The following is a 19,907-nucleotide window of genomic DNA, read 5'->3' as shown; positions in this document are numbered from 1 at the left end:
ATGATCAATGTTGTCCGAAGAGCAGTGGCGGCATGTGTGGCGTGTATCCTTTTTTACAGTATTCTGCCGGGCTTAAGTTCTGCAGATACAACAAGTGCGGCGGTGACGATTGATTCCGGCACGGCCGCGATCAACTTCACCTACGGTACAGTAACTCTCGCCCGCGGCAATAACGGTAAGCTGACGGGCATCCGCCATCTGTCGCAGGCCAATCTGTGGAATGATGCAGCATCTTCCGCCGTTTCCGCGAAGAAGGGGCATGTCACTTATGAACACACCTGGGGCTCAGGCTCTTCGCTGGCTGAACTGGAGACGACGGTTGCCCGTAAATATGACGGTACATTGACTGTCAGCCAGCATGCGGAGACAGGGCAGCCCGGCATATCGGGTGTGCAGTGGGGACTGATTGTCCCGGATACGTATGATCTGATTATTCCCGCGCTGGGGGGGATTCGGCTCACCGCCGATTCACCGGACGCCGCTTATGGCTTCTCCCAGTTCACCTATCCCGATGTCTGGGAGGCACAGATGTTTCTTGTGCAGGGGGCGAATGGCGGGCTGCTGGTTCATGCGGACGATAATGCCGGTTTCTTCAAAACATTGCATGTGAAGCATGAGAACGGCAGCTTCTATGTAGGGGTAGAAACGCAGGCACCGGCTCCCTTTCAGCAGACGGTCAAGGCGGTATCCACCGATTGGCGGCTGAAAGCCTACGCCGGGGACTGGGTAAACGGATCAACGATGTACCGGGAGTGGGCCGATGGCGCCTTCGGGTTGTCTGAATCCTCAGCGAAGGAGCCGGATTGGGCCAAGAATATCGGCTTCACGGTGCTGACCGATCTGGAAGACCAGCCGATGCTTGAGGAGCTTGCACAGCGGGTAGATGCGGAGCGGACGCTGCTGGTCGTGCCAGGCTGGAGATCCGACCCCTATGATGTGAATTTTCCCAATTATGAGCCTAAGCCGGATATCGCCGCCAAGATCGACGCCGCCCAGGCCCTGGGATTCCGGGTGATGCTGTATGTTAACATATTCGGAACATCATTTAACAACGAGAATTATACACAGATGCAGCCTTACCAGGTGAAAGATCCGTTCACGCTGGAGCGGAAGCGCTGGGAGTATACCGCAGGCTCTGAACAGATTTCCTTTGCCGTTATCAATCCGGCAGCGGAGGCGTGGCGGGAGCTCTTCGTTGATAAGATGACTGCCCTGGTGGATGAGGTCGGACCGGACGCGCTGCATCTGGACCAGTCTCTGCTTATGTATAACGATGCCAACGGCCTGATTGACGGCAGCAATATGATGCAGGGCAATATCGCGCTGCACCGGGAGCTGAGAGAAGCACTGCCCGGCAATATCGCCTTGGGCGGGGAAAGCCTGAATGAAATTACGACACGGTATGAGTCCTTTGCACAGCGTCATGCTTATGGCATCTTCGCCGCAAGCGGAACGTGGGATGACAGCAAAATCAATCAGGTGGTTCCGGCCAGCTCAGCGATCTTTGCCCCGTATACGACCATTTACGGTCATCCCGATCACGCGAACCCGATTACGGAGGACTATTTCCTAGCCTGGCATAAGGTCGTTCAGAATCGGCTCGGGGCCATCCCGATGCTCACAAGACCCAATCTTGGCCAGATCGCCAATGCCACCCCGCTGATGAAGCAATTGCTGGATGAAGCGGTCTGGTACCAGAATGAACAGCCTGTAGCCGACTTCAGCGATAGGCCAGATTCCACTCTGTTTGCTTTCAAGACAGCAGACGGCGGCAGTGCCGAATATGTACGCGATTCCTATGGCGAGAAGCTGACCGCCTACGACGGTAACCCTTCCGGCGGGGGCACCGATATCATGCGTTATTTGTACGGGGCAGAGAGCTATCCGTTGCCGGGAAGCATACCCGGATGGCTGCTGTATGACCAGAACAGGCTTTTCGGACTGGACCCGGACAAAACGTATCTGTATTTGAGCCAGGCCCGCGATTCCGAAGCCTTCCATGTATATGAGTGGCCGGAGGATGTGGCACTCAAGCGGCTATCCGGCAGATCCACCCACACCGCCATTGTGATGGAAGATAAGCTTCAGTCCGGTGATAGGGATCTGCTGAATTACGACGGAACGGTCCGAGCAGGAGAGGTTCTGGGAGACGGCACCGTCCATACAACCGCTGCCCCGTTCTCTACCACAGGCGGCTTCTCCTACTCCTTCCCAGGAGGAGGAACCGTGCAGCATTGGGGCGACCGGATATTGTCCCATCCGCCTTACGCAGGAGAGTGGCAGGGCGGGCATACCTGGCTGGAATTTGACATCAGCCTGCCGGCGGCAGCGGCAGCGAGCTTCCAGGCCGGTGTGCAGCTGGGCTCCGAGCAGAATGTTGCGAGCAGCGACGGTGTAACCTTCAAGGTATCCGCCTGGGATAAGGCGGCAACGCCTGAGAACCGCACGGTGCTGAGTGAAGAGCAGTTCAGCAGAAGTGCCACGCCGACCGCCGTGGAGCTGGACCTGTCGGAATTGGCGGGCAAAGAAGTGACCCTCAGGCTGGAGACACATCCCGGTGTGACGGTGGACAATGACTCTGCCGTATGGGTCGCGCCGACGGTTACCGTCGCAACTTACGGCGGCAACCGCAGCGTAAGCTTCAAGGTGAACAGCCCGCAGCCCTTCAGTGTTGTGCATTCCACCTACGGAGCGGCTTCGTCCGTAAGTCTGGGCAACAACCGCTACGAAATCACGGCACCTGCCTCGGGAACGGTATATCTGATTAACAATGTATCTGCTCCCGTGCAGCTGCCGTTGTCGTTAAGCGGGGCTCCGTTTCACTCGAGCCTGGTGTTCGAGAACGGAAGCGAGGGGCCGTCTCAGTCTCCGTTCGGCGGATTCCCAGGAAGCGGCTCTGTGCTCGGTGTTGAGAAGCAGGGGCTGGATGCCCACCCGCCGCAGCACGGGCAGACGCATATTGAATATGCCTTGAGTCTACCGGCAGGCACTCCGGCTGTACTGCAAGGATTCGCCGGCATCAAGGACGGATCGGAACAATCCCAGGGCGTCGGCTTTCGCATAGCGGTGAACGGGGAGGTAAAGTGGTCCCAGGATATGATGCCCGGCGGGGCCTGGACGCCGTTCAGTATCCCGCTGGCCGAGTATGCCGGAACATCCGTCATCATCACCCTCATCACTGATTCATTGGGCGATTACGGGTATGACAGGGCCTTCTGGGGCCAGCCGGCTCTGATTGCAGAGTAACAAGATCACGGAGAAGCCGAATATGAGGGGGAAGCGAAATCATGAGAAAAATAGCCGCTCTATCCATGAGCACCGTTCTTTTGGCCGTAACAGCCTGCAGCTCGCCGCCTGAAACCAAAGACACTGCCAATACCAGTGCCAGTACCGATCCTAAGCAGACCATTGATCTGCGGGTAGGCCGTTATTCCCTGCCCACGTGGGGATATCCCGAAGGGGATGATTTTGCGAACAACATCTGGTACCGGCATTATGCAGACAAATTCAATCTGAATGTCATACACGAATGGACCGCTCTGCAAAATGAATACAATGAGAAGCTGAATATCGTCATTGCCTCGGGGTCGATTCCGGATATCGTCATCGAAGCCTCCACCAACCAGCTGGAGACCATGGTAAAAGCCGGCATGACAGCGGATCTGACCGGCGTTTTTGAGGAATATGCTTCCGATTTGACGAAGGAGATTCTCACCGGTGACGGCGGGATCGCGATGGATTCGGCCACCTTCGATGGCAAGCTCATGGCCTTGCCTTACACGACCTCGGTCATCTATGAACCCAGTCTGCTGTGGGTGCGGCAGGATTGGCTGGATAAGCTGAACCTGCCTGTGCCGAAGACGATCGACGATGTGATTGCGGTGGCCAAGGCCTTCAAGGAGCAGGACCCGGACGGCAACGGCATCGACGATACCGGCGGATTGGCGTTCAGCAACTGGCTGTTCGACGGGATTACCTCCACAACCGGATTCTTCAACGGCTTCCATGCCTATCCGCAGAGCTGGCTGAAAGGAGAAGACGGCAAAATCACCTACGGCAGCGTGCAGCCTGAAATGAAGAATGCCTTGGCTAAGCTCAGAGACATGTATCAGGCCGGCCTGATTGATCCGGAGTTCGGCATGAAGGATACAACCAAGGTAACAGAGGAGGTCAGCGGCGGCAAATATGGCATCAGCTATGGACGCTGCTGGAATGTATACATGTACGGCACAGGCCTGGAGGGCCAGCCGGATATGATCTGGACTCCAGTGGCGGCCCCGAGCGCCGATGGTCAGGATGTGTTCGCCAATGTAGGCACAACCGTGGTGAGCTACTATGCCGTGAACAAAGATTACAAGCATCCGGAGATCCTGGTCCAATTGCTGAATGATTACAATGAGATGGCTTACGGTCCCAACCGGAATGATCCTGAGGTCAAAAAATTCTTTGCTTTTGAGAAAGGGCAGACCATTGTGGAGCAGGGGCATTTATCTCTGGCCCGGACCCTGACGACCGATGATGCTACCGTGAAATCTCTGAAGGTCCTGATTGAAGCCATTGAGAAGCGCGACCCCAGCAAGCTGGATCAGGCTCTGACCGAGACAGGGAAATACGAACCGAGTGTCGCTTATCTGGACGGCAAGGGGACCGGGTATATGGAGTACCATCAGGTAAAAGCCTTCAAAACGATTGTGGAGGGCTATGGCACAGATCGTCTGATTCCCCAGGCGTATGGAGGCACCACGGAAACGATGCTGAACAAAATGGGCATCCTGGGCGATTATGAACGTGAAATTTTCACGAAAATCATTATGGGTGCGGAGCCAGTAGATGCCTTCGATACTTTTGTATCCGAGTGGCACAAGCTGGGCGGACAGCAGATTCTGGATGAGATCAACGCCAGCCTGTGATGAAAGGGGGATCAACCTGTGAGAGCTTCCCATCTAAAGAGCCGCTTCAGACATGAATTGCCGTACCATCTGTTCCTGATTCCGGGCATTATACTGGCTGTTCTATTCTGCTATATCCCGATGATGGGAATTGTTATGGCCTTCCAGAATTTCAGCGTATTCAAGGGCTGGTTAGCCGGTCCGTGGGTAGGAATGGACAATTTCAAATATATCATTTCCATGCCCCGTTTCGGCCAAGTCATGTATAACACGATCTATATCTCGATTTTAAAAATTGTATTTTCACTGCTCGTGCCTATCGTGGTTGCCCTGCTGCTGAATGAAATGCGCGGCCACAGGTTGAAACGGGTGCTGCAAACAGCCATGTACCTGCCGTATTTCCTGTCCTGGGTGGTTCTGGGCGGCATTATTCTGGATGTCCTTAGTCTGGAAGGTGTCATTAACAGCCTCATCCAGGCCTTTGGCGGAGAGCCGGTGGGCTTTCTTTCCAGCAACCGGCTGTTTCCCGGCGTACTGGTCACTACGGAAGTGTGGAAGAACTTTGGATTCAATACGATTATTTATATGGCTGCGCTAACCTCCATCAATCCGGACTTATATGAAGCGGCCATGATTGACGGAGCCAGCCGCTGGCGCCAGATCTGGCATGTTACCCTGCCTGGCATCCGTCCCACGATCATACTGCTGGCTACCCTCAGTCTGGGCAATGTGCTGAACGCCGGGTTTGAGCAGGTATTCATGCTGCTGAATCCGCTGGTCGTCGATTCGGGCGATATTCTGGACACTCTGGTCTACCGTCTGGCGTTCAATCAGGCACAGTACAGCGTAGCGACAGCTGTGGGACTGTTTAAATCACTGGTGTCCGGAGTGCTGATTTCCGTTTCCTATTATATGGCTTATAAGTTTGCCGATTACCGCATTTTTTGAAAGGGGGAGCAAGATGAAATACCGTTTGGACGGCAGCGCCGTGTTTGCAATATTCAACAAAGTGTTTCTCATTCTCTTGGGAATCCTCTGCATTGCGCCGATTGTCAATACGTTAGCCATTTCCTTCAGCTCCGCCTCGGCGGTGGCGATGGGGAAGGTACGGTTCTTTCCGTCAGATTTTTCACTGGACGCTTATAAATTTATCGCTACCCGTCCGGAATTCTTAAGATCCCTGGGCGTGGCTGTGATCCGGGTGCTTGTAGGCAGCGCCCTGCAGATGCTGGTTACCTTTATTTCGGCTTATCCCCTTTCAAGGGAAAACAGGGATTTCAGCATGCGGACGTTTTATGTATGGTTTTTCATGTTCACCATCCTGTTCAGCGGAGGCATTGTTCCCCTGTACATGCAGGTGAAATCCCTCCACATGCTGGATACCATGCTGGTCCTGGTCCTGCCGACCGCCTTGGCGGTCTTCAACATCGTTCTGATGATCAATTTCTTCAGAGGATTGCCCCGGGAACTGGATGAGTCCTTCCGCATAGATGGAGCCGGACACTGGACCATCCTCTGGCGCTTGTATTTCCCTCTGTCATTGCCTGCTTTTGCGACCATCCTGCTGCTGGCTATGGTGGGTCACTGGAATAGCTGGTTTGACGGGATGATCTTCATGAACCAGACCGAGAACTATCCTTTAGCCACCTATTTGCGCTCCATTATTGTCAGCTTTGATTTTACCAATGTTAGGTCTGAGGACGCCGCACTCTTGGCCAGTATCTCGCCCCGCACGACCAAAAGCGCGCAAATCATTCTGGCCACGTTGCCCATCTTGTGCGTGTATCCCTTTTTACAGCGTTATTTCGTCTCGGGTCTGGTTCTGGGAAGCGTGAAGGGATAGCTCAAAAATATATTTATAGTGGGAGAAAAGGATTATGCAGAAAATCGCCAGCGGGATCTATAAGCTGACCTTTGGAACACCTGAAGACATTACACCGGTATCGGTGCTTAAGCCCGTCACATGCCTGGATGCGCTGAATGCGCTTGAAGATCATCCGCTTCCTTTTGCAAGGGAGGACATTCAGTTTCAGCCCCGTCAGGGCTCCGTATTGCTGGACATTCCCCTGAAGCCTGAAGAGGAAGTATACGGTTTGGGGTTACAGCTAAAATCGTTCAGGCAGAGCGGCAGCAAGAAGAAGCTGCGCACGAACTCCGATCCGTCGGCGGATCTGGGCGACTCCCATGCACCGGTTCCCTTTTATGTAAGCACCGCCGGTTATGCCATTCTGGTGGATACGGCCCGGTACGCCACCTTCTTCAGCGGAGGGTGCAAGCGGGTGGGCAGCAGTCAGGATCTGGAAGGCTTCCAATCGGCAGGCACCCCTAAGGGCCACTGGGAAGTGAAAAAAGGAAGCGGCAATATGCTGGTGGACATTCCAGCGGCGGAAGGAGCAGATATCTATGTGTTCTGCGGCGGGGATATGAAGGACGCGGTCTGCCGCTATAATCTGTTCAGCGGCGGGGGGGCGTTGCCGCCGATGTGGGGCCTCGGCATTATGTACCGTGCCGACTGGCATGCGGATCAGGAGGATGTCCTCAAGCTGGCCCGGCAAATCCGGGAAGATGAAATGCCCTGCGACATGTTTGGTCTGGAGCCAGGCTGGCAGACGAACGCCTACTCCTGCACCTATGTATGGGATAGCAGCAGATTCCCGGATGAGAACAGGCTGATTCAGGACCTGAATGACATGGGGTACCGGCTCAATCTGTGGGAACATGCGTATGTGCATCCTGACAGTCCTGTCTTCCCGGAGCTGAAGCCCTATTCGGCAGACAGCTATGTGTGGGACGGCCTGGTGCCGGATTTCACGTTAGGCAAGGCCCGGGAAGCCTTCACGGGTATCCATCAGCCGTTCATCGAGGCGGGGCTGTCAGGCTTCAAGCTGGATGAATGCGACAACGGCGATTATATCGGCAATTGGGGATTTCCCGATTTTGCCCGTTTCCCGGGCGGGGCTGACGGTGAGCAGATGCACAGCTTATTCGGCCAGCTCTATCAGCAGACGATGCTCGCGCCGTTCAAGGCAGCGGACCGCCGGACCTATGGACAGGTGCGCGCTTCCCACGCGCTCGCGGCGCCCTATCCCTATGTACTGTACAGCGATCTGTACGACCATGAAGACTTCGTACGGGGGCTGGCCACAGCATCTTTCTCAGGTCTCCTCTGGTCGCCGGAGGTTCGCCAGACAGCTACGAGGGAGGAGCTGTTGCGCCGGATTGGCGCTGTGATTTTCTCGCCTATGGCCGTCCTTAACTGTTATATGATTCCTTCACCGCCGTGGAAACAATTCGATCATGACAAGAACCATGCCGGCGAGTGGCTTGAGGATTGGCCGCAGCTGGCGCAGCAATGCAGAAAGCTTATGCAGATCAGGATGAGTCTCATTCCTTACCTGTACGCCGCATTTGGCAGATACCGCCAGCAGGGGCTGCCGCCTATACGTCCCTTAGTGATGGATTATCCGGGTGACTCTGAGGTGCTGGATTGCTTCGACCAGTTCATGGTTGGAGACGATCTGATGGCTGCTCCTGTGGTCTACGGCAACGGCAGCACCCGCCCAATTTACTTGCCCCAAGGACGCTGGTACGAATGGCTGACCGGGGAGTGGCTGAACGGCGGACAATGGGTTTCGTGCCAGGTTGCTGAGGATGAAGTTCCTTTGTATATCAAACAGGGTGCGCTGATTCCTTGGGCAGAGCCCGTTCTGTGTGTCCGGGATGACACCGCTTTTAATGTAGAGCCTGTTCTTTACGGTGCGGAAGCAGGGGAATGCTCGCTATTATGTGATGATGCAGTCAGCTATACAGGGATTGCTGAGAGCCTGCCCTTTGCCCGGATAAAGGTGACCCAGGCAGGCGGTCTGAGAATAGATGAACAAGAAAAAGTCTCTGAGCGCTATCATATAGCCGGTGTGAAATACGTCCCGGATGGGGAGAAGGGCTGAATTTCCCGGCAATAGAGCCGTAGAGAAAGGAGGGCTGCCATGGATCTCATAGGCCTAGATATCGGGTCAACAGGTACGAAATGCCTCATCATGGCTCCGTCGGGTGAGGTGCTGGCCCAGGCATACAGGGAATATCCCATGGAATCGCCGGAAAACGGCTGTTATGAGCTGAATCCGCAGCGGGTGTGGGAAGCGGTGACAGCTGTGATAACATCCGCAATGAAAGAGTATGACAGGCCGCCTGCCATGCTTGCCGGCCTGTCTGTGTCTTCCTTTGGGGAGGCTGCCGTCCTGCTCGACAGCGAAGGACGCGCGCTTGGCAACAGCCTGCTGTATATTGACAAGCGGGGAAGCCGCCAATTGGAGGTTTTGACGGAGCACATCGGGGAGGAGAACATCATTAGCAAGACGGGACTTCACCCCCATCCGATGTACACCCTCTCCAAATTGATGTGGTACCGGGAAGAGCAGCCGGACATTTACGAGAGGCTGCATACGTTTTTGCCGTTTGGATCGTATATTCTGTTCAAGCTGGGGGCGGGACCGGTGATTGATTATTCACTGGCGTCCAGAACAATGGCCTTTGATGTCCACCGGCTGGAGTGGGATGAAGAGATTATCCGGGCGGCACGGTTACGGACGGGAATATTTCCCCGGGCGCTGGAGCTTGGATCACGGGTCGGCCGGATTTCAACGGCAGCGGCCAAGGCGCTGGGATTGCCTGCGAACCTCCAGCTGGTGCTCGGCGGACATGACCAGGTATGTGCCGCCATAGGTGCGGGAATTACGGAAGAAGGCTCGGCGGTGGACGGCATCGGTACCGTAGAGTGCATCACGCCGGTCTTCCATAAAATGCGGGTCAATGACAAGGCGCTTGCTGCCAGCAAGCTGGCGCTGGTCCCTTTTATCCAGGGGAGTTATACCACCTATGCCTTTAATTTCACCGGCGGTTCGCTGCTCAAGTGGTACAGGGACCAGTTCGGCTATGAAGAGAAATGCGCAGCGGAGCAATCCGGCCGGAGTGTCTATGAGATTATGGGCGAGAATGCCGGAGAAGGTCCCACAGACCTTTTGGTACTGCCGCATTTTGCGGGTTCAGGCACACCCTACATGAATCCGGCTGCGGTTGGGGTAATCGCGGGTTTGAATTTTAATACCACGAAGGGTGAACTGTACAGAGCCTTGATGGAAGGCGTCACCTATGAGATGAGGCTCAATCTGGATTGCCTGGAGCAGGCGGGGATGAGTATCAGGGAAATAAAAGCCTGCGGCGGCGGGGCTAAGTCCGGACTGTGGCTGCAAATCAAGGCGGACATTATGAATAAGACCGTCATTGCCCTCGATATCGAAGAGGCGGGTATCCTGGGGGCGGTTATTCTGGCCGGGGTAGCTCTGGGCGTGTTCCCTTCCTATGGGGAAGCCGCGCGCCGTCTGGTGAAGGTGGGCACCATCTTCTATCCCCGCCCGGAGAACCGCAGGCGCTATGATGAGAATTACGCCACCTATAAACGGTTGTATCAAGCGGTGAACAACGCCATGTCTAACCCTTAGGAGATGCTGAAGAATGCCATTAGTGACCCTGAAAGAGCTGATGAAGGATGCCGAAGCGAGGCGTTATGCCGTCGGCGCGTACAATGTGATTAATCTGGAGATGATCCGGGGCGTTATAGCCGGGGCCGAGGAGGCGCGTTCGCCGGTCATTCTTTCCTTTGCAGAAGTTCATATTCCGCTTGTTCCGCTTGAGGTGATTGCCCCGGTAATACTGGCGGCCGCGAGGCAAGCGCAGGTTCCGGTTGCGGTGCACCTGGACCATGGCCAAGATCACGAAATTCTGATCCGGGCGATGCAGCTCGGCTTCTCGTCGGTGATGTTCGACGGCGCGCATCTGCCGCTGGCCGAGAATATCCGGCAGACCAATGAGATCAGCAAAGTCGCCAAGGCCCTCGGTGTTTCCGTAGAGGCCGAGCTTGGCCGGATTCTACGCCCGGAGGGCGGCGGAGACGAGGAAGAGATCGAAGAGTATGATCCGGACGATGTGTACACTAATCCTGCAGAGGCGCAGGCCTTTATTGAACATACTGAGGTCGATGCCCTCGCCGTCGCTTATGGGACAGCACACGGTGTATATCTAACCGAACCGGTTCTGGATTTTGAACGTTTGCAGCTTATCAAAGAGATTACCGGCCTGCCGCTGGTGATGCATGGCGGGTCCGGTCTGGATGAAGCGGCCTATGTCACCTCCATACAGTGCGGCATCCGCAAGCTCAACTATTATTCCAATATGGCGCATGAAGTGGCGAATACCCTCCAGGCGAAATTGACGGCCAACAGCAGGCAGCAGCACAAAAGCTATTATCATGACATTTCCAGATGGGCGATGGAGGCGATTCAGCAGGATATTGTGCGCACGATGAGAATCTTCGGGAGTGCCGGACAAGCCTGAGGCGTCCTTCCCGGTGCAGGAGGAATGGGTATGGCAAGACTTTATGGTAAAGAGTGGACCCGGCGCGAGCTGGAGGCCAGAGTAGGCCGGATAGAGCAGCTTGGGGGAGTGCAGCCCTTTGTCATGAGAGAGGGGCCGGAGGCCGGCCAGGAAGTGTTCCGTGTGCGGACCGGCTCAGGCCTCTCCTATTGGGTGCATCCCGGAAAAGGAATGGATATCTCACTGGCTGAATTTGGCGGCATTCCGGTAAGCTGGTCTTCCGGCAACGGCGATCCTCATGCCGCTTATTTCAGGGATGAAGGGAACTGCTGGCTGCATACAGCTTCCGGCGGTCTGCTGATGACTTGCGGATTATCGCAAGCGGGGGCAGCCGGTCAAGACGAGTACGGAGCCTATGGATTGCATGGGCAAATTCATCATACGCCGGCGCGGCAGGCTTCGTACCAGGCGGAGTGGCAAGGCAATGAATATGAGCTGCGCCTGCGGGGAGTCGTAGAGGAGACATCTATTTTTGGCCAGAAGCTGCGGTTGACCCGCACGATTACCAGCAGACTTGGAGAGAACAGCCTGCAGCTTAGCGATATGGTGGAGAATGCAGGCTTCACACCTGCCCCGCATCTGATGCTGTATCATTTTAACTTTGGTTTTCCTTTGCTTGCGGAGGATACCAAGATCATCTTGCCGGAGAGTAACTGTGTTCCGCGAGACGGCAATATGGAGATTACGGGGATACATGAATGGCAGGCGCCGGATCACCTATTTTCGGAACAAGTGTACTACTATGAGCCTTTGGAGCGGCAAGCGTACCTCTGTGCACAGATCAGCAGCCCTTCTTTCCCTGTACCCGGCTTATCTTCTTCTACGGGAGGACTTACGGTAGAGCTGAAGTGGGATCAGCGGACGCTGCCCCGACTGGTGCAGTGGAGAATGCCCGGAGCAGGCGAACATGTGCTGGGACTTGAGCCGTCCAACTGCTGGACCCGGGGAAGAGCGGGGGAACGCGAAGCGCATTCGCTGCAACTGCTGGAGCCTGGAGAAGCCGTGCATTACGAGATTGAATTGAAATTCACAACGAACTGAATAAACGGAGGAATATGGATATGCTGCAGGCTAAGCCTTATGTATTCTGGTTCATAACAGGAAGCCAGGGTTTGTACGGAGAGGATGTATTGCTGCAAGTGGAGGACAACTCCAGGAGAATAGTGGAAGAGTTGAACCGCGAAGGAGGACTTCCGTATCCGATTGAGTTCCGGGATACGGTTACTTCTCCGGAGGCGATTCTGCGTGTGTGCCTTGAGGCCAATGCCAGCGGGACCTGCGCGGGGGTGATCACCTGGATGCACACCTTCTCTCCGGCCAAAATGTGGATTTCAGGGCTGACCCGGCTGAGCAAGCCGCTGCTGCACCTTCATACCCAATACAATGACCTGATTCCCTGGGACAGTATTGATATGGAATTTATGAACCTCAATCAGGCGGCGCACGGCGACCGCGAGTTCGGGTTCATCGGTGCCCGCCTGCGGCTGGCCAGGAAGATTATTGCGGGCCACTGGAAGGATGAGAGGGTGCGGGCACGAATCGGAGAATGGATGAAGACGGCGGCAGGCTATACCGAGAGCCAGACGATGAGAATCGCCAGATTCGGTGACAATATGCGTGATGTCGCGGTGACGGAAGGCGACAAGGTGGAGGCGCAGATCAAGCTGGGGTGGACGGTCAACGGCTATCCGGCCGGTGATTTGGCTGAACGGGTCCGCAGTGTGGGCGAAGCGAAGCTGCGCACGCTGATGGATGAATACGCCGAAGTATACGACTTTACGGATCAGGGACGCCTGGAAGGCGCTGAAAGGGAAGCAATTCGTGAACAGGCGCGGATGGAGATTGCGCTGCGTGAATTTCTGGAGGAGGGCGGATATACAGCGTTCGTGACCAGCTTCCAGGACCTGCATGGACTGAAGCAATTGCCGGGGCTGGCCGCTCAGCGGCTGATGGCGGCAGGGTACGGCTTCGGCGGCGAAGGGGACTGGAAGACGGCTGCGATGGTACGGATGATGAAGGTTATGGCCGGTAATCAAGGCACCTCATTCATGGAGGATTATACGTATCATCTGCAACAGGGCAATGAGATGGTGCTGGGTTCACATATGCTGGAGATCTGCCCGTCCTTGGCTGCGGACAGGCCGAGAATTGAAGTCCATCCCTTGTTTGTCGGCGGTAAGGAAGCTCCGGCGCGGCTGATTTTTAACGGAGCAGGCGGCCCAGGCATCAATGCCACACTGGTGGATATGGGCGACCGGTTCCGCCTGATCGTCAATGAAGTGAATGCCGTGCGGAATGAGCACAGCATGCCTCATCTGCCGGTAGCGCGCCTGCTCTGGCAGCCGCAGCCGTCGTTGACCGGCGCATCGGAAGCCTGGATTCTGGCCGGCGGTGCACATCACTTCGCCTTTTCCTTCCACACGACCAGTGAACAGCTCCGGGATTGGGCGCGCATGGCAGGAATCGAGTGTCTCGTCATCGATGCCTCCAGCACCTTCACCTCTCTCGAAAATGAGCTGCGCTGGAATGACCTGTATTACCGGTTGAATCATTAGCCGGATAGAGCCAATTCCCTCAAAGCCCCGCTTCCTGCGACAATCAGCAGGTGCGGGTCTTTTGCTGCATATATCTCCCTCAATCGACAAGCGCATTGAATTGTAAGGCCGTCTACCCTATAATTAAAAACGTTATCCGGGCGCTTTAGCCCTTTAAACAGGAGGGATATTTAATATGAGCATCACCGTCAAAGATGTGCAGCATGTGGCCAAGCTGGCCCGCCTGCAGTTAAGCCCGGAAGAAGAGGCTACTTTTACCGAACAAATGAATGCTATTTTACAATATGCCGAGAAATTGAATGAGCTGGATACCGAGAACGTTCCGCCGACCACCCATGTGCTGCAGGTCAGCAATGTGATGCGTGACGATGTGGTGAAGGAGAGCCTGACCCAAGAGGAAGCGCTGCTTAACGCACCGGAACATGAAGAAGGACACTTCAAGGTTCCCGCTGTTCTGGAATAACCATACCCGAGAGGAGGAAGCAAGTTGAGCCTGTTTCAATATCGACTACCTGAAGTACATAACATGCTGCACAGCAAAGAGGTCTCGGTCAGTGAGCTGACGGAAGCCTCGCTGTCTGCCATCGCGGAGCATGACAGCAAGGTCCATGCTTTCCTGACCCTGAATGAAGAGGGAGCCCGTGCTGCTGCGCGCGCGCTTGATGACAAGCTGGCATCCGGCGCCGCAAGAGGGCTATTGTTCGGATTACCCGCCGGCATCAAGGATAATATTGTTACCAAAGGTCTGCGCACCACCTGTGCCAGCCAGTTCCTGGCGGATTTCCAGCCGATCTATGACGCGACCGTTGTTTCCAAGCTGCGTCAGGCCGATGCGGTAACGATCGGCAAGCTGAACATGGACGAGTTCGCCATGGGCGGTTCCAATGAGAATTCCAGCTTCGGCGCTGTGCGCAATCCATGGGATTTGGAACGTGTTCCCGGCGGTTCGAGCGGCGGCTCGGCAGCAGCGGTTGCTGCCGGAGAAGTATTCTTTACGCTCGGCTCCGACACCGGCGGCTCAATCCGCCAGCCCGCTTCTTATTGCGGAGTTGTTGGCCTTAAGCCGACTTACGGCCTCGTTTCCCGCTACGGTCTGGTAGCCTTTGCATCCTCATTGGATCAGATTGGCCCGATCACCCGCACCGTTGAGGATTCCGCATATGTCCTGCAGGCGATTGCCGGTTATGACGCCCAGGACTCTACTTCGGCCAAGGTCAGCATCCCGGATTACCTGAGCTCACTCACCGGTGATATTTCCGGCCTGCGTATTGCCGTGCCGAAGGAATACATCGGCGAAGGCGTCGATGCTGCGGTCCGCGAGTCGGTGCTGTCAGCGCTGAAGGTGCTGGAAGGCCTTGGCGCCGTGTGGGAAGAGGTATCGCTTCCGCATACCGAATATGCTGTAGCCGCTTATTATCTGCTGTCCTCCTCGGAGGCCTCTTCCAACCTGGCCCGTTTTGACGGCGTCCGTTACGGGGTGCGTGCGGATAACGGGGGCGGACTGCTGGACCTGTACCATAATTCCCGCAGCCAGGGCTTCGGCTCTGAAGTCAAGCGCCGTATCATGCTCGGCACCTACGCGCTCAGCTCCGGATATTATGATGCCTATTATTTGAAGGCGCAGAAGGTCCGCACCCTGATTAAGCAGGATTTTGATGAAGTGTTCCAGAAATATGATGTGGTTATCGGCCCGACTGCGCCAACCACAGCCTTTAAGCTGGGCTCGCAGACCGAAGACCCGCTCACCATGTATCTGAATGATATCCTGACCATTCCTGTCAGTCTGGCCGGTATTCCTGCCATCAGCATTCCTTGCGGCTTCGCGGAAGGCCTGCCTGTCGGCCTGCAGATTATCGGCAAGGAGTTTGATGAGACTACGGTGCTGCGCGTTGCGCACGCCTTCGAACAACATACAGAGCATCATAAGGCAAGCCCGCAATTGTAGCTGCTATATAAGTTGACCACAAAACTTTTAAGGGATGAGATTATCTATGTCTAAATATGAAACGGTCATCGGGCTGGAAGTTCATGTGGAGCTTCATACCAAGTCCAAAATCTTCTGCGGCTGCTCCACGGAATTCGGCGCTCCGCCTAATACCCATACCTGTCCGGTCTGTCTCGGCCACCCCGGCGTCTTGCCGGTGCTGAACCGCCAGGCTGTAGAGTACGCGATGAAAGCGGCAATGGCTCTGAACTGCACCATCGGCGATGTCAGCAAATTCGACCGCAAAAACTATTTCTACCCCGATTCACCAAAGGCCTATCAGATTTCGCAATATGATCAGCCTATCGGATTGAACGGCTGGATTGATATTGAAGTGAACGGCGAGACCAAACGGATCGGGATCACCCGTCTTCACCTGGAGGAGGACGCCGGAAAGCTGACTCATGTGGACGGAGGATTCGCTTCGCTCGTTGACTTCAACCGCGTAGGCACCCCGCTTATTGAGATTGTCTCAGAGCCTGATCTCCGTTCACCGGAGGAGGCGCGTGCCTACCTGGAGAAGATCCGCGCCATCATGCAGTACTGCGATGTATCCGATGTGAAGATGGAAGAAGGTTCGATGCGTTGTGACGCCAATATCAGCCTGCGGCCGGAAGGGCAGGAGGAATTCGGTATCCGTGCGGAGCTGAAGAATATGAACTCTTTCCGCGGCGTGCTGCGGGGACTGGAGTACGAACAATTCCGCCAGGGAGAGATTCTGGATGATGGAGGGGTTGTTGTACAGGAGACCCGCCGCTGGGATGAAGCCGGAGGCAAGACCTTGTCTATGCGCGGCAAGGAAGAAGCGCATGACTACCGCTATTTCCCGGACCCGGATCTGATCGTGCTGCATATCAGCGAGGACTGGAAGGAAGAGATCCGTGCCACCATTCCGGAGCTTCCGGATGCCCGGCAGGCCCGTTACAGTGAAGAATTTGGCCTGACTGCCTATGATGCCGGAGTGCTTACCTCATCCAAGCCGCTTGCTGACTTCTTCGAGGGCAGCCTTGCCTACACGGAGGATGCCAAAGCTGTCGCCAACTGGATGATGGGCGATCTGCTCGGATATTTGAACAGCAATAATCTGGAACTATCCCAGGTGAAGATTACGCCGCAGGGACTGGGCGAGATGATCGGCCTGATCGCGGGCGGAACCATCAGCAGCAAGATCGCCAAGACGGTATTCAAAGAAATGCTGGAGAGCGGGAAGCTGCCGGCAGTAATTGTAGAAGAGCAAGGCCTTGTTCAGATCAGCGATGAAGGGGCGATCAAGCGAATTGTGGAGGAAGTGGTCGCGGCCAACCCGCAATCGGTCGAAGACTACAAGGCAGGCAAGCAGAAGGCCATCGGCTTCCTTGTAGGACAGGTCATGAAGGCAAGCAAAGGGAAGGCTAACCCGGGTCTTGCGAACACACTGCTCGCAGAAGTGCTGAACAGCTAGACTGCTTTTGGGTAATAGATCATAGAATCTTGGGCACAGGGCTTGTCGGCAACGGCAGGCCCCTGTGCAGTATATAAGGGGAATGTACGGATGGATACAATCGTGAAGCTGAATCTGCAGGATGAGTTCACACTGGATGAGCTGTGGAGTCTTCAGCATAAAGCGTACCGCCTGGAGGCGGAGATCATCGGGTTTCATGACATTCCGCCGCTGCTTGAGACCAGAGACATGCTCAGCCGGGTTACAGAGGAATTCTATGGTTGCATCGATGAGACGGAGGAGCTGCTGGGCGCTGTTGCAGTCATCGAAGAATCTCCCGGCAAGCTCACAGTTACCCGGATGATGGTCAGCCCGGACCATTTCCGCCAAGGCGTGGCCGGAAGACTGCTGGAATTTATCTTTGCCCGTTACGCGGAGATGGAGCAGTTCATCGTGTCTACGGGGAAGCTGAACCTTCCGGCAGTGACGCTCTATACCAAGCACGGATTCATTCCTGTGGGGTCCGAAGAGGTGGTTCCGGGAGTAGAACTGCTGGAACTCCACCGGACAGGCAGGCTGAAATGACAAATACACCCTATGTAGAAAGGAGGAGTACCGAGAATGAATTCCGGTCATCAGAATTATGAGGAGCTTCCCGTGCTGGAGGAAGAGAGTGAGGCAGGCTTGCCGCAGTCTGAAGCGGATGAAGAATTGAAGCCACCCTATATCCCGCCCCGTCCGAAGCGCCGTCCGCGCAAACGTAAATTTATAGCCGGTCTGCTTGCAGCCGTTCTTCCCGGCACGGGACATCTCTATCTCGGGCTGCTCCGCAAAGGGATTTCTGTCATTTTCCTTATTGTGCTGGATATTGTGGCACTGCTGTATTTCTCCTCTATCGGAATGCAGATTAACGTACCGCTGCTGATTTTGCTGGGTCTGCTGATCCCGGTATTATATTTCTATAATGTGTTTGACGCGCTACAGACCGCAGACCGGATTCTGCGCTATCCTGAAGAGCATGATCCTGAAGAGCTGGAGACCATGAATGCCGGTACAACGGCAAGACGCCGGGTAAGGATCAGCGAGCCGGGGATTTCCTTCGGCCTCATGCTGCTCATCGGCGGGGCGCTGCTGTTTCTTTTCCAGCAAAAGCCGCCCTGGCTTCGGGTATTCATTGAGACCTCCGCCGGAGCTGCTGTGGCAGTGGTGCTGATAGGCGTCAGTCTGCTTATGGGAATTAGAGAGATGTCCAGGGACGCCCTGGCACGTCAGGGCAAGGAGCGGAAGAAACGGCGGATCGGCAGATATACTGCCTCGATAACGCTGGCTGCGGTAGGCATCCTGCTTCTTGTGGACTGGCGCGATGGAACCGATAATATGATGCTGCTGCTCCAATGGTGGCCCCTCATCCCGGTATTATGGGGAGTAGAGTATCTGCTGATCTACATGCTCTTCCGCCGTTTGAAGCAGAACGGCAGTACAGCCGGAAGAGCAAGAATGGATCTGCGGGGATTGTTCTCTGCGGTAATACTGGCTGCATGTGTGTTTATCGTAACCGAGCAGGAGCATTATTTACATCTGTGGAATAAGGTCAGTCTGAACCTGAGCGTGGCTGCAGTCGATTACGGGGAGGCGGAAGGAAGCTCTTACGAGAAGGCGCCGCTGATCGTTCCGGTCGAACTGAATACCTCCAAGGTCAATATTGATGCCATTAATGGCGATATTCTTATTCACCGGGCTGCTGTGGAGGATATCGAGATTAAGGCAACCGTATGGGTGGATCAGCTGGACGGGGTACTGGCCGAATCCATAGCCGATCAGTCTTTTGTCGAGGTGACGGAGGGAACAACGATCAAGATCACACCCCAGACCAAGGCGTACGGAGAATCCGGCAAACGCCAGCCGCGGATCAACCTCGATATCTCCCTGCCCGAGGACCGGCGGTTCGACCTGAACATCCGTACGATGAATGGCGGAATTACGCTGCAGAATGTCGAAGCTATTGCGGACATTTCGCTGGAGACCGGGAATGGGGAGCTCATCCTGCACCGCATTTACGGCAATGTAAAAGGTAAAACCTTAAACGGCGCAGTGCGCGCCAGAGATGTCCTGGGCAACGTGGAGCTGGGGACAAGCGGAGGCGATATGGGGGCCTGGGAGGTTAGAGGCGCTCTGAAGCTGTCCACGGCAGTCGGCAACATTACGGCATATGACAGCGGGGATACGCTGGACCTGTCGACCAAGAACGGCAATGTGGAGGTATCCGGAGCCAGATCCAAGCTGCACGCCGAATCTCTGAATGGTCGGATCAATATCCGTTCCGGGGATTTCGGGGGCGACTGGGATATTTACAGTGCGGTGGGGGATATTGAGCTGTTCTTGCCGCTTACGGGTAATTATACGGTAGAGGGCTCCAGCGGCTACGGCGATATTGTAACGGACCTGCCAGGGCTTGTGATTGACAAAAAACTTCTGTCCGGCCAGATCGGAACCGGCGAATACAAGCTGCGCGTTGACGGAAACAGCAATTTAAATGTGAGCAAATATTGAATTAAGGAATTTTTATTATATAATAATAAATATAATGTAATGACTTCATTGACAACGCCGAAAGCACAGTCTTACAATTA

General features: G+C 55.2%; 14 protein-coding genes. All 14 read left to right on the top strand.

All coding sequences use genetic code 11. From position 1 onward, the window contains the following. Positions 1-3,246, top strand: a complete 3,246-nt coding sequence (locus tag MHH28_RS17745; RefSeq protein WP_405104364.1) for a DUF6259 domain-containing protein — start codon at positions 1-3, stop codon at positions 3,244-3,246. A gap of 41 nt (positions 3,247-3,287) precedes the next feature. Continuing rightward, positions 3,288-4,910, top strand: coding sequence for an extracellular solute-binding protein (locus MHH28_RS17740; protein ID WP_405104363.1), 1,623 nt, complete (start codon positions 3,288-3,290; stop codon positions 4,908-4,910). Between the two features lie 18 nt (positions 4,911-4,928). Beyond that, positions 4,929-5,837 carry an ABC transporter permease gene (locus tag MHH28_RS17735; RefSeq protein WP_405104362.1) on the top strand — a complete coding sequence of 303 codons (909 nt, stop codon included), beginning with the start codon at positions 4,929-4,931 and terminating at the stop codon, positions 5,835-5,837. 13 nt (positions 5,838-5,850) lie between these two features. Further along, the gene (locus MHH28_RS17730; RefSeq protein ID WP_405104361.1) at positions 5,851-6,732 is read left to right on the top strand and encodes a carbohydrate ABC transporter permease; all 882 of its coding nucleotides are present in this window, start codon (positions 5,851-5,853) and stop codon (positions 6,730-6,732) included. Positions 6,733-6,766: 34 nt separating this feature from the next. Next, entirely contained in the window at positions 6,767-8,836 is a 2,070-nt protein-coding gene (locus MHH28_RS17725; protein ID WP_405104360.1) for a TIM-barrel domain-containing protein, read from the top strand. A 39-nt stretch (positions 8,837-8,875) separates the two neighbouring features. Beyond that, entirely contained in the window at positions 8,876-10,387 is a 1,512-nt protein-coding gene (locus MHH28_RS17720) for an L-fuculokinase (RefSeq protein ID WP_405104359.1), read from the top strand. Positions 10,388-10,400: 13 nt separating this feature from the next. Next, positions 10,401-11,279: a ketose-bisphosphate aldolase gene (locus MHH28_RS17715; protein ID WP_405104358.1), complete on the top strand. Its 879-nt coding sequence runs from the start codon at positions 10,401-10,403 to the stop codon at positions 11,277-11,279. Between the two features lie 30 nt (positions 11,280-11,309). After that, positions 11,310-12,359: a DUF4432 family protein gene (locus tag MHH28_RS17710; protein ID WP_405104357.1), complete on the top strand. Its 1,050-nt coding sequence runs from the start codon at positions 11,310-11,312 to the stop codon at positions 12,357-12,359. Between the two features lie 20 nt (positions 12,360-12,379). Further along, positions 12,380-13,873 (top strand): L-arabinose isomerase, encoded by a 1,494-nt coding sequence (gene araA, locus MHH28_RS17705; protein WP_405104356.1) that lies wholly within the window; start codon positions 12,380-12,382, stop codon positions 13,871-13,873. Positions 13,874-14,048: 175 nt separating this feature from the next. Next, positions 14,049-14,336, top strand: a complete 288-nt coding sequence (gatC, locus tag MHH28_RS17700; protein WP_405104355.1) for an Asp-tRNA(Asn)/Glu-tRNA(Gln) amidotransferase subunit GatC — start codon at positions 14,049-14,051, stop codon at positions 14,334-14,336. 24 nt (positions 14,337-14,360) lie between these two features. Beyond that, the gene (gene gatA / locus MHH28_RS17695; protein WP_405104354.1) at positions 14,361-15,818 is read left to right on the top strand and encodes an Asp-tRNA(Asn)/Glu-tRNA(Gln) amidotransferase subunit GatA; all 1,458 of its coding nucleotides are present in this window, start codon (positions 14,361-14,363) and stop codon (positions 15,816-15,818) included. Between the two features lie 34 nt (positions 15,819-15,852). Beyond that, positions 15,853-17,298, top strand: coding sequence for an Asp-tRNA(Asn)/Glu-tRNA(Gln) amidotransferase subunit GatB (gene gatB, locus MHH28_RS17690; protein ID WP_405104353.1), 1,446 nt, complete (start codon positions 15,853-15,855; stop codon positions 17,296-17,298). Between the two features lie 90 nt (positions 17,299-17,388). Continuing rightward, the gene (locus MHH28_RS17685; RefSeq protein ID WP_405104352.1) at positions 17,389-17,862 is read left to right on the top strand and encodes a GNAT family N-acetyltransferase; all 474 of its coding nucleotides are present in this window, start codon (positions 17,389-17,391) and stop codon (positions 17,860-17,862) included. Between the two features lie 36 nt (positions 17,863-17,898). After that, positions 17,899-19,827 carry a DUF4097 family beta strand repeat-containing protein gene (locus tag MHH28_RS17680; RefSeq protein ID WP_405104351.1) on the top strand — a complete coding sequence of 643 codons (1,929 nt, stop codon included), beginning with the start codon at positions 17,899-17,901 and terminating at the stop codon, positions 19,825-19,827. Positions 19,828-19,907 lie beyond the last annotated feature (80 nt).

The sequence above is a fragment of the Paenibacillus sp. FSL K6-1217 genome, from assembly GCF_045040735.1.
GTDB lineage: Bacteria > Bacillota > Bacilli > Paenibacillales > Paenibacillaceae > Paenibacillus_AQ.
Note: the sequence above shows the minus strand (reverse complement) of the source record. Positions and strands in the feature narration are given on the sequence as shown.

Coding starts and splice junctions, on each gene's coding strand:
- MHH28_RS17725 (WP_405104360.1), top strand. CDS start 6,767: ATGCAGAAAATCGCCAGCGGGATCTATAAGCTGACCTTTGGAACACCT.
- MHH28_RS17720 (WP_405104359.1), top strand. CDS start 8,876: ATGGATCTCATAGGCCTAGATATCGGGTCAACAGGTACGAAATGCCTC.
- MHH28_RS17740 (WP_405104363.1), top strand. CDS start 3,288: ATGAGAAAAATAGCCGCTCTATCCATGAGCACCGTTCTTTTGGCCGTA.
- MHH28_RS17745 (WP_405104364.1), top strand. CDS start 1: ATGATCAATGTTGTCCGAAGAGCAGTGGCGGCATGTGTGGCGTGTATC.
- MHH28_RS17710 (WP_405104357.1), top strand. CDS start 11,310: ATGGCAAGACTTTATGGTAAAGAGTGGACCCGGCGCGAGCTGGAGGCC.
- gatB (WP_405104353.1), top strand. CDS start 15,853: ATGAGATTATCTATGTCTAAATATGAAACGGTCATCGGGCTGGAAGTT.
- MHH28_RS17685 (WP_405104352.1), top strand. CDS start 17,389: ATGGATACAATCGTGAAGCTGAATCTGCAGGATGAGTTCACACTGGAT.
- MHH28_RS17680 (WP_405104351.1), top strand. CDS start 17,899: ATGAATTCCGGTCATCAGAATTATGAGGAGCTTCCCGTGCTGGAGGAA.
- araA (WP_405104356.1), top strand. CDS start 12,380: ATGCTGCAGGCTAAGCCTTATGTATTCTGGTTCATAACAGGAAGCCAG.
- MHH28_RS17730 (WP_405104361.1), top strand. CDS start 5,851: ATGAAATACCGTTTGGACGGCAGCGCCGTGTTTGCAATATTCAACAAA.
- gatC (WP_405104355.1), top strand. CDS start 14,049: ATGAGCATCACCGTCAAAGATGTGCAGCATGTGGCCAAGCTGGCCCGC.
- MHH28_RS17715 (WP_405104358.1), top strand. CDS start 10,401: ATGCCATTAGTGACCCTGAAAGAGCTGATGAAGGATGCCGAAGCGAGG.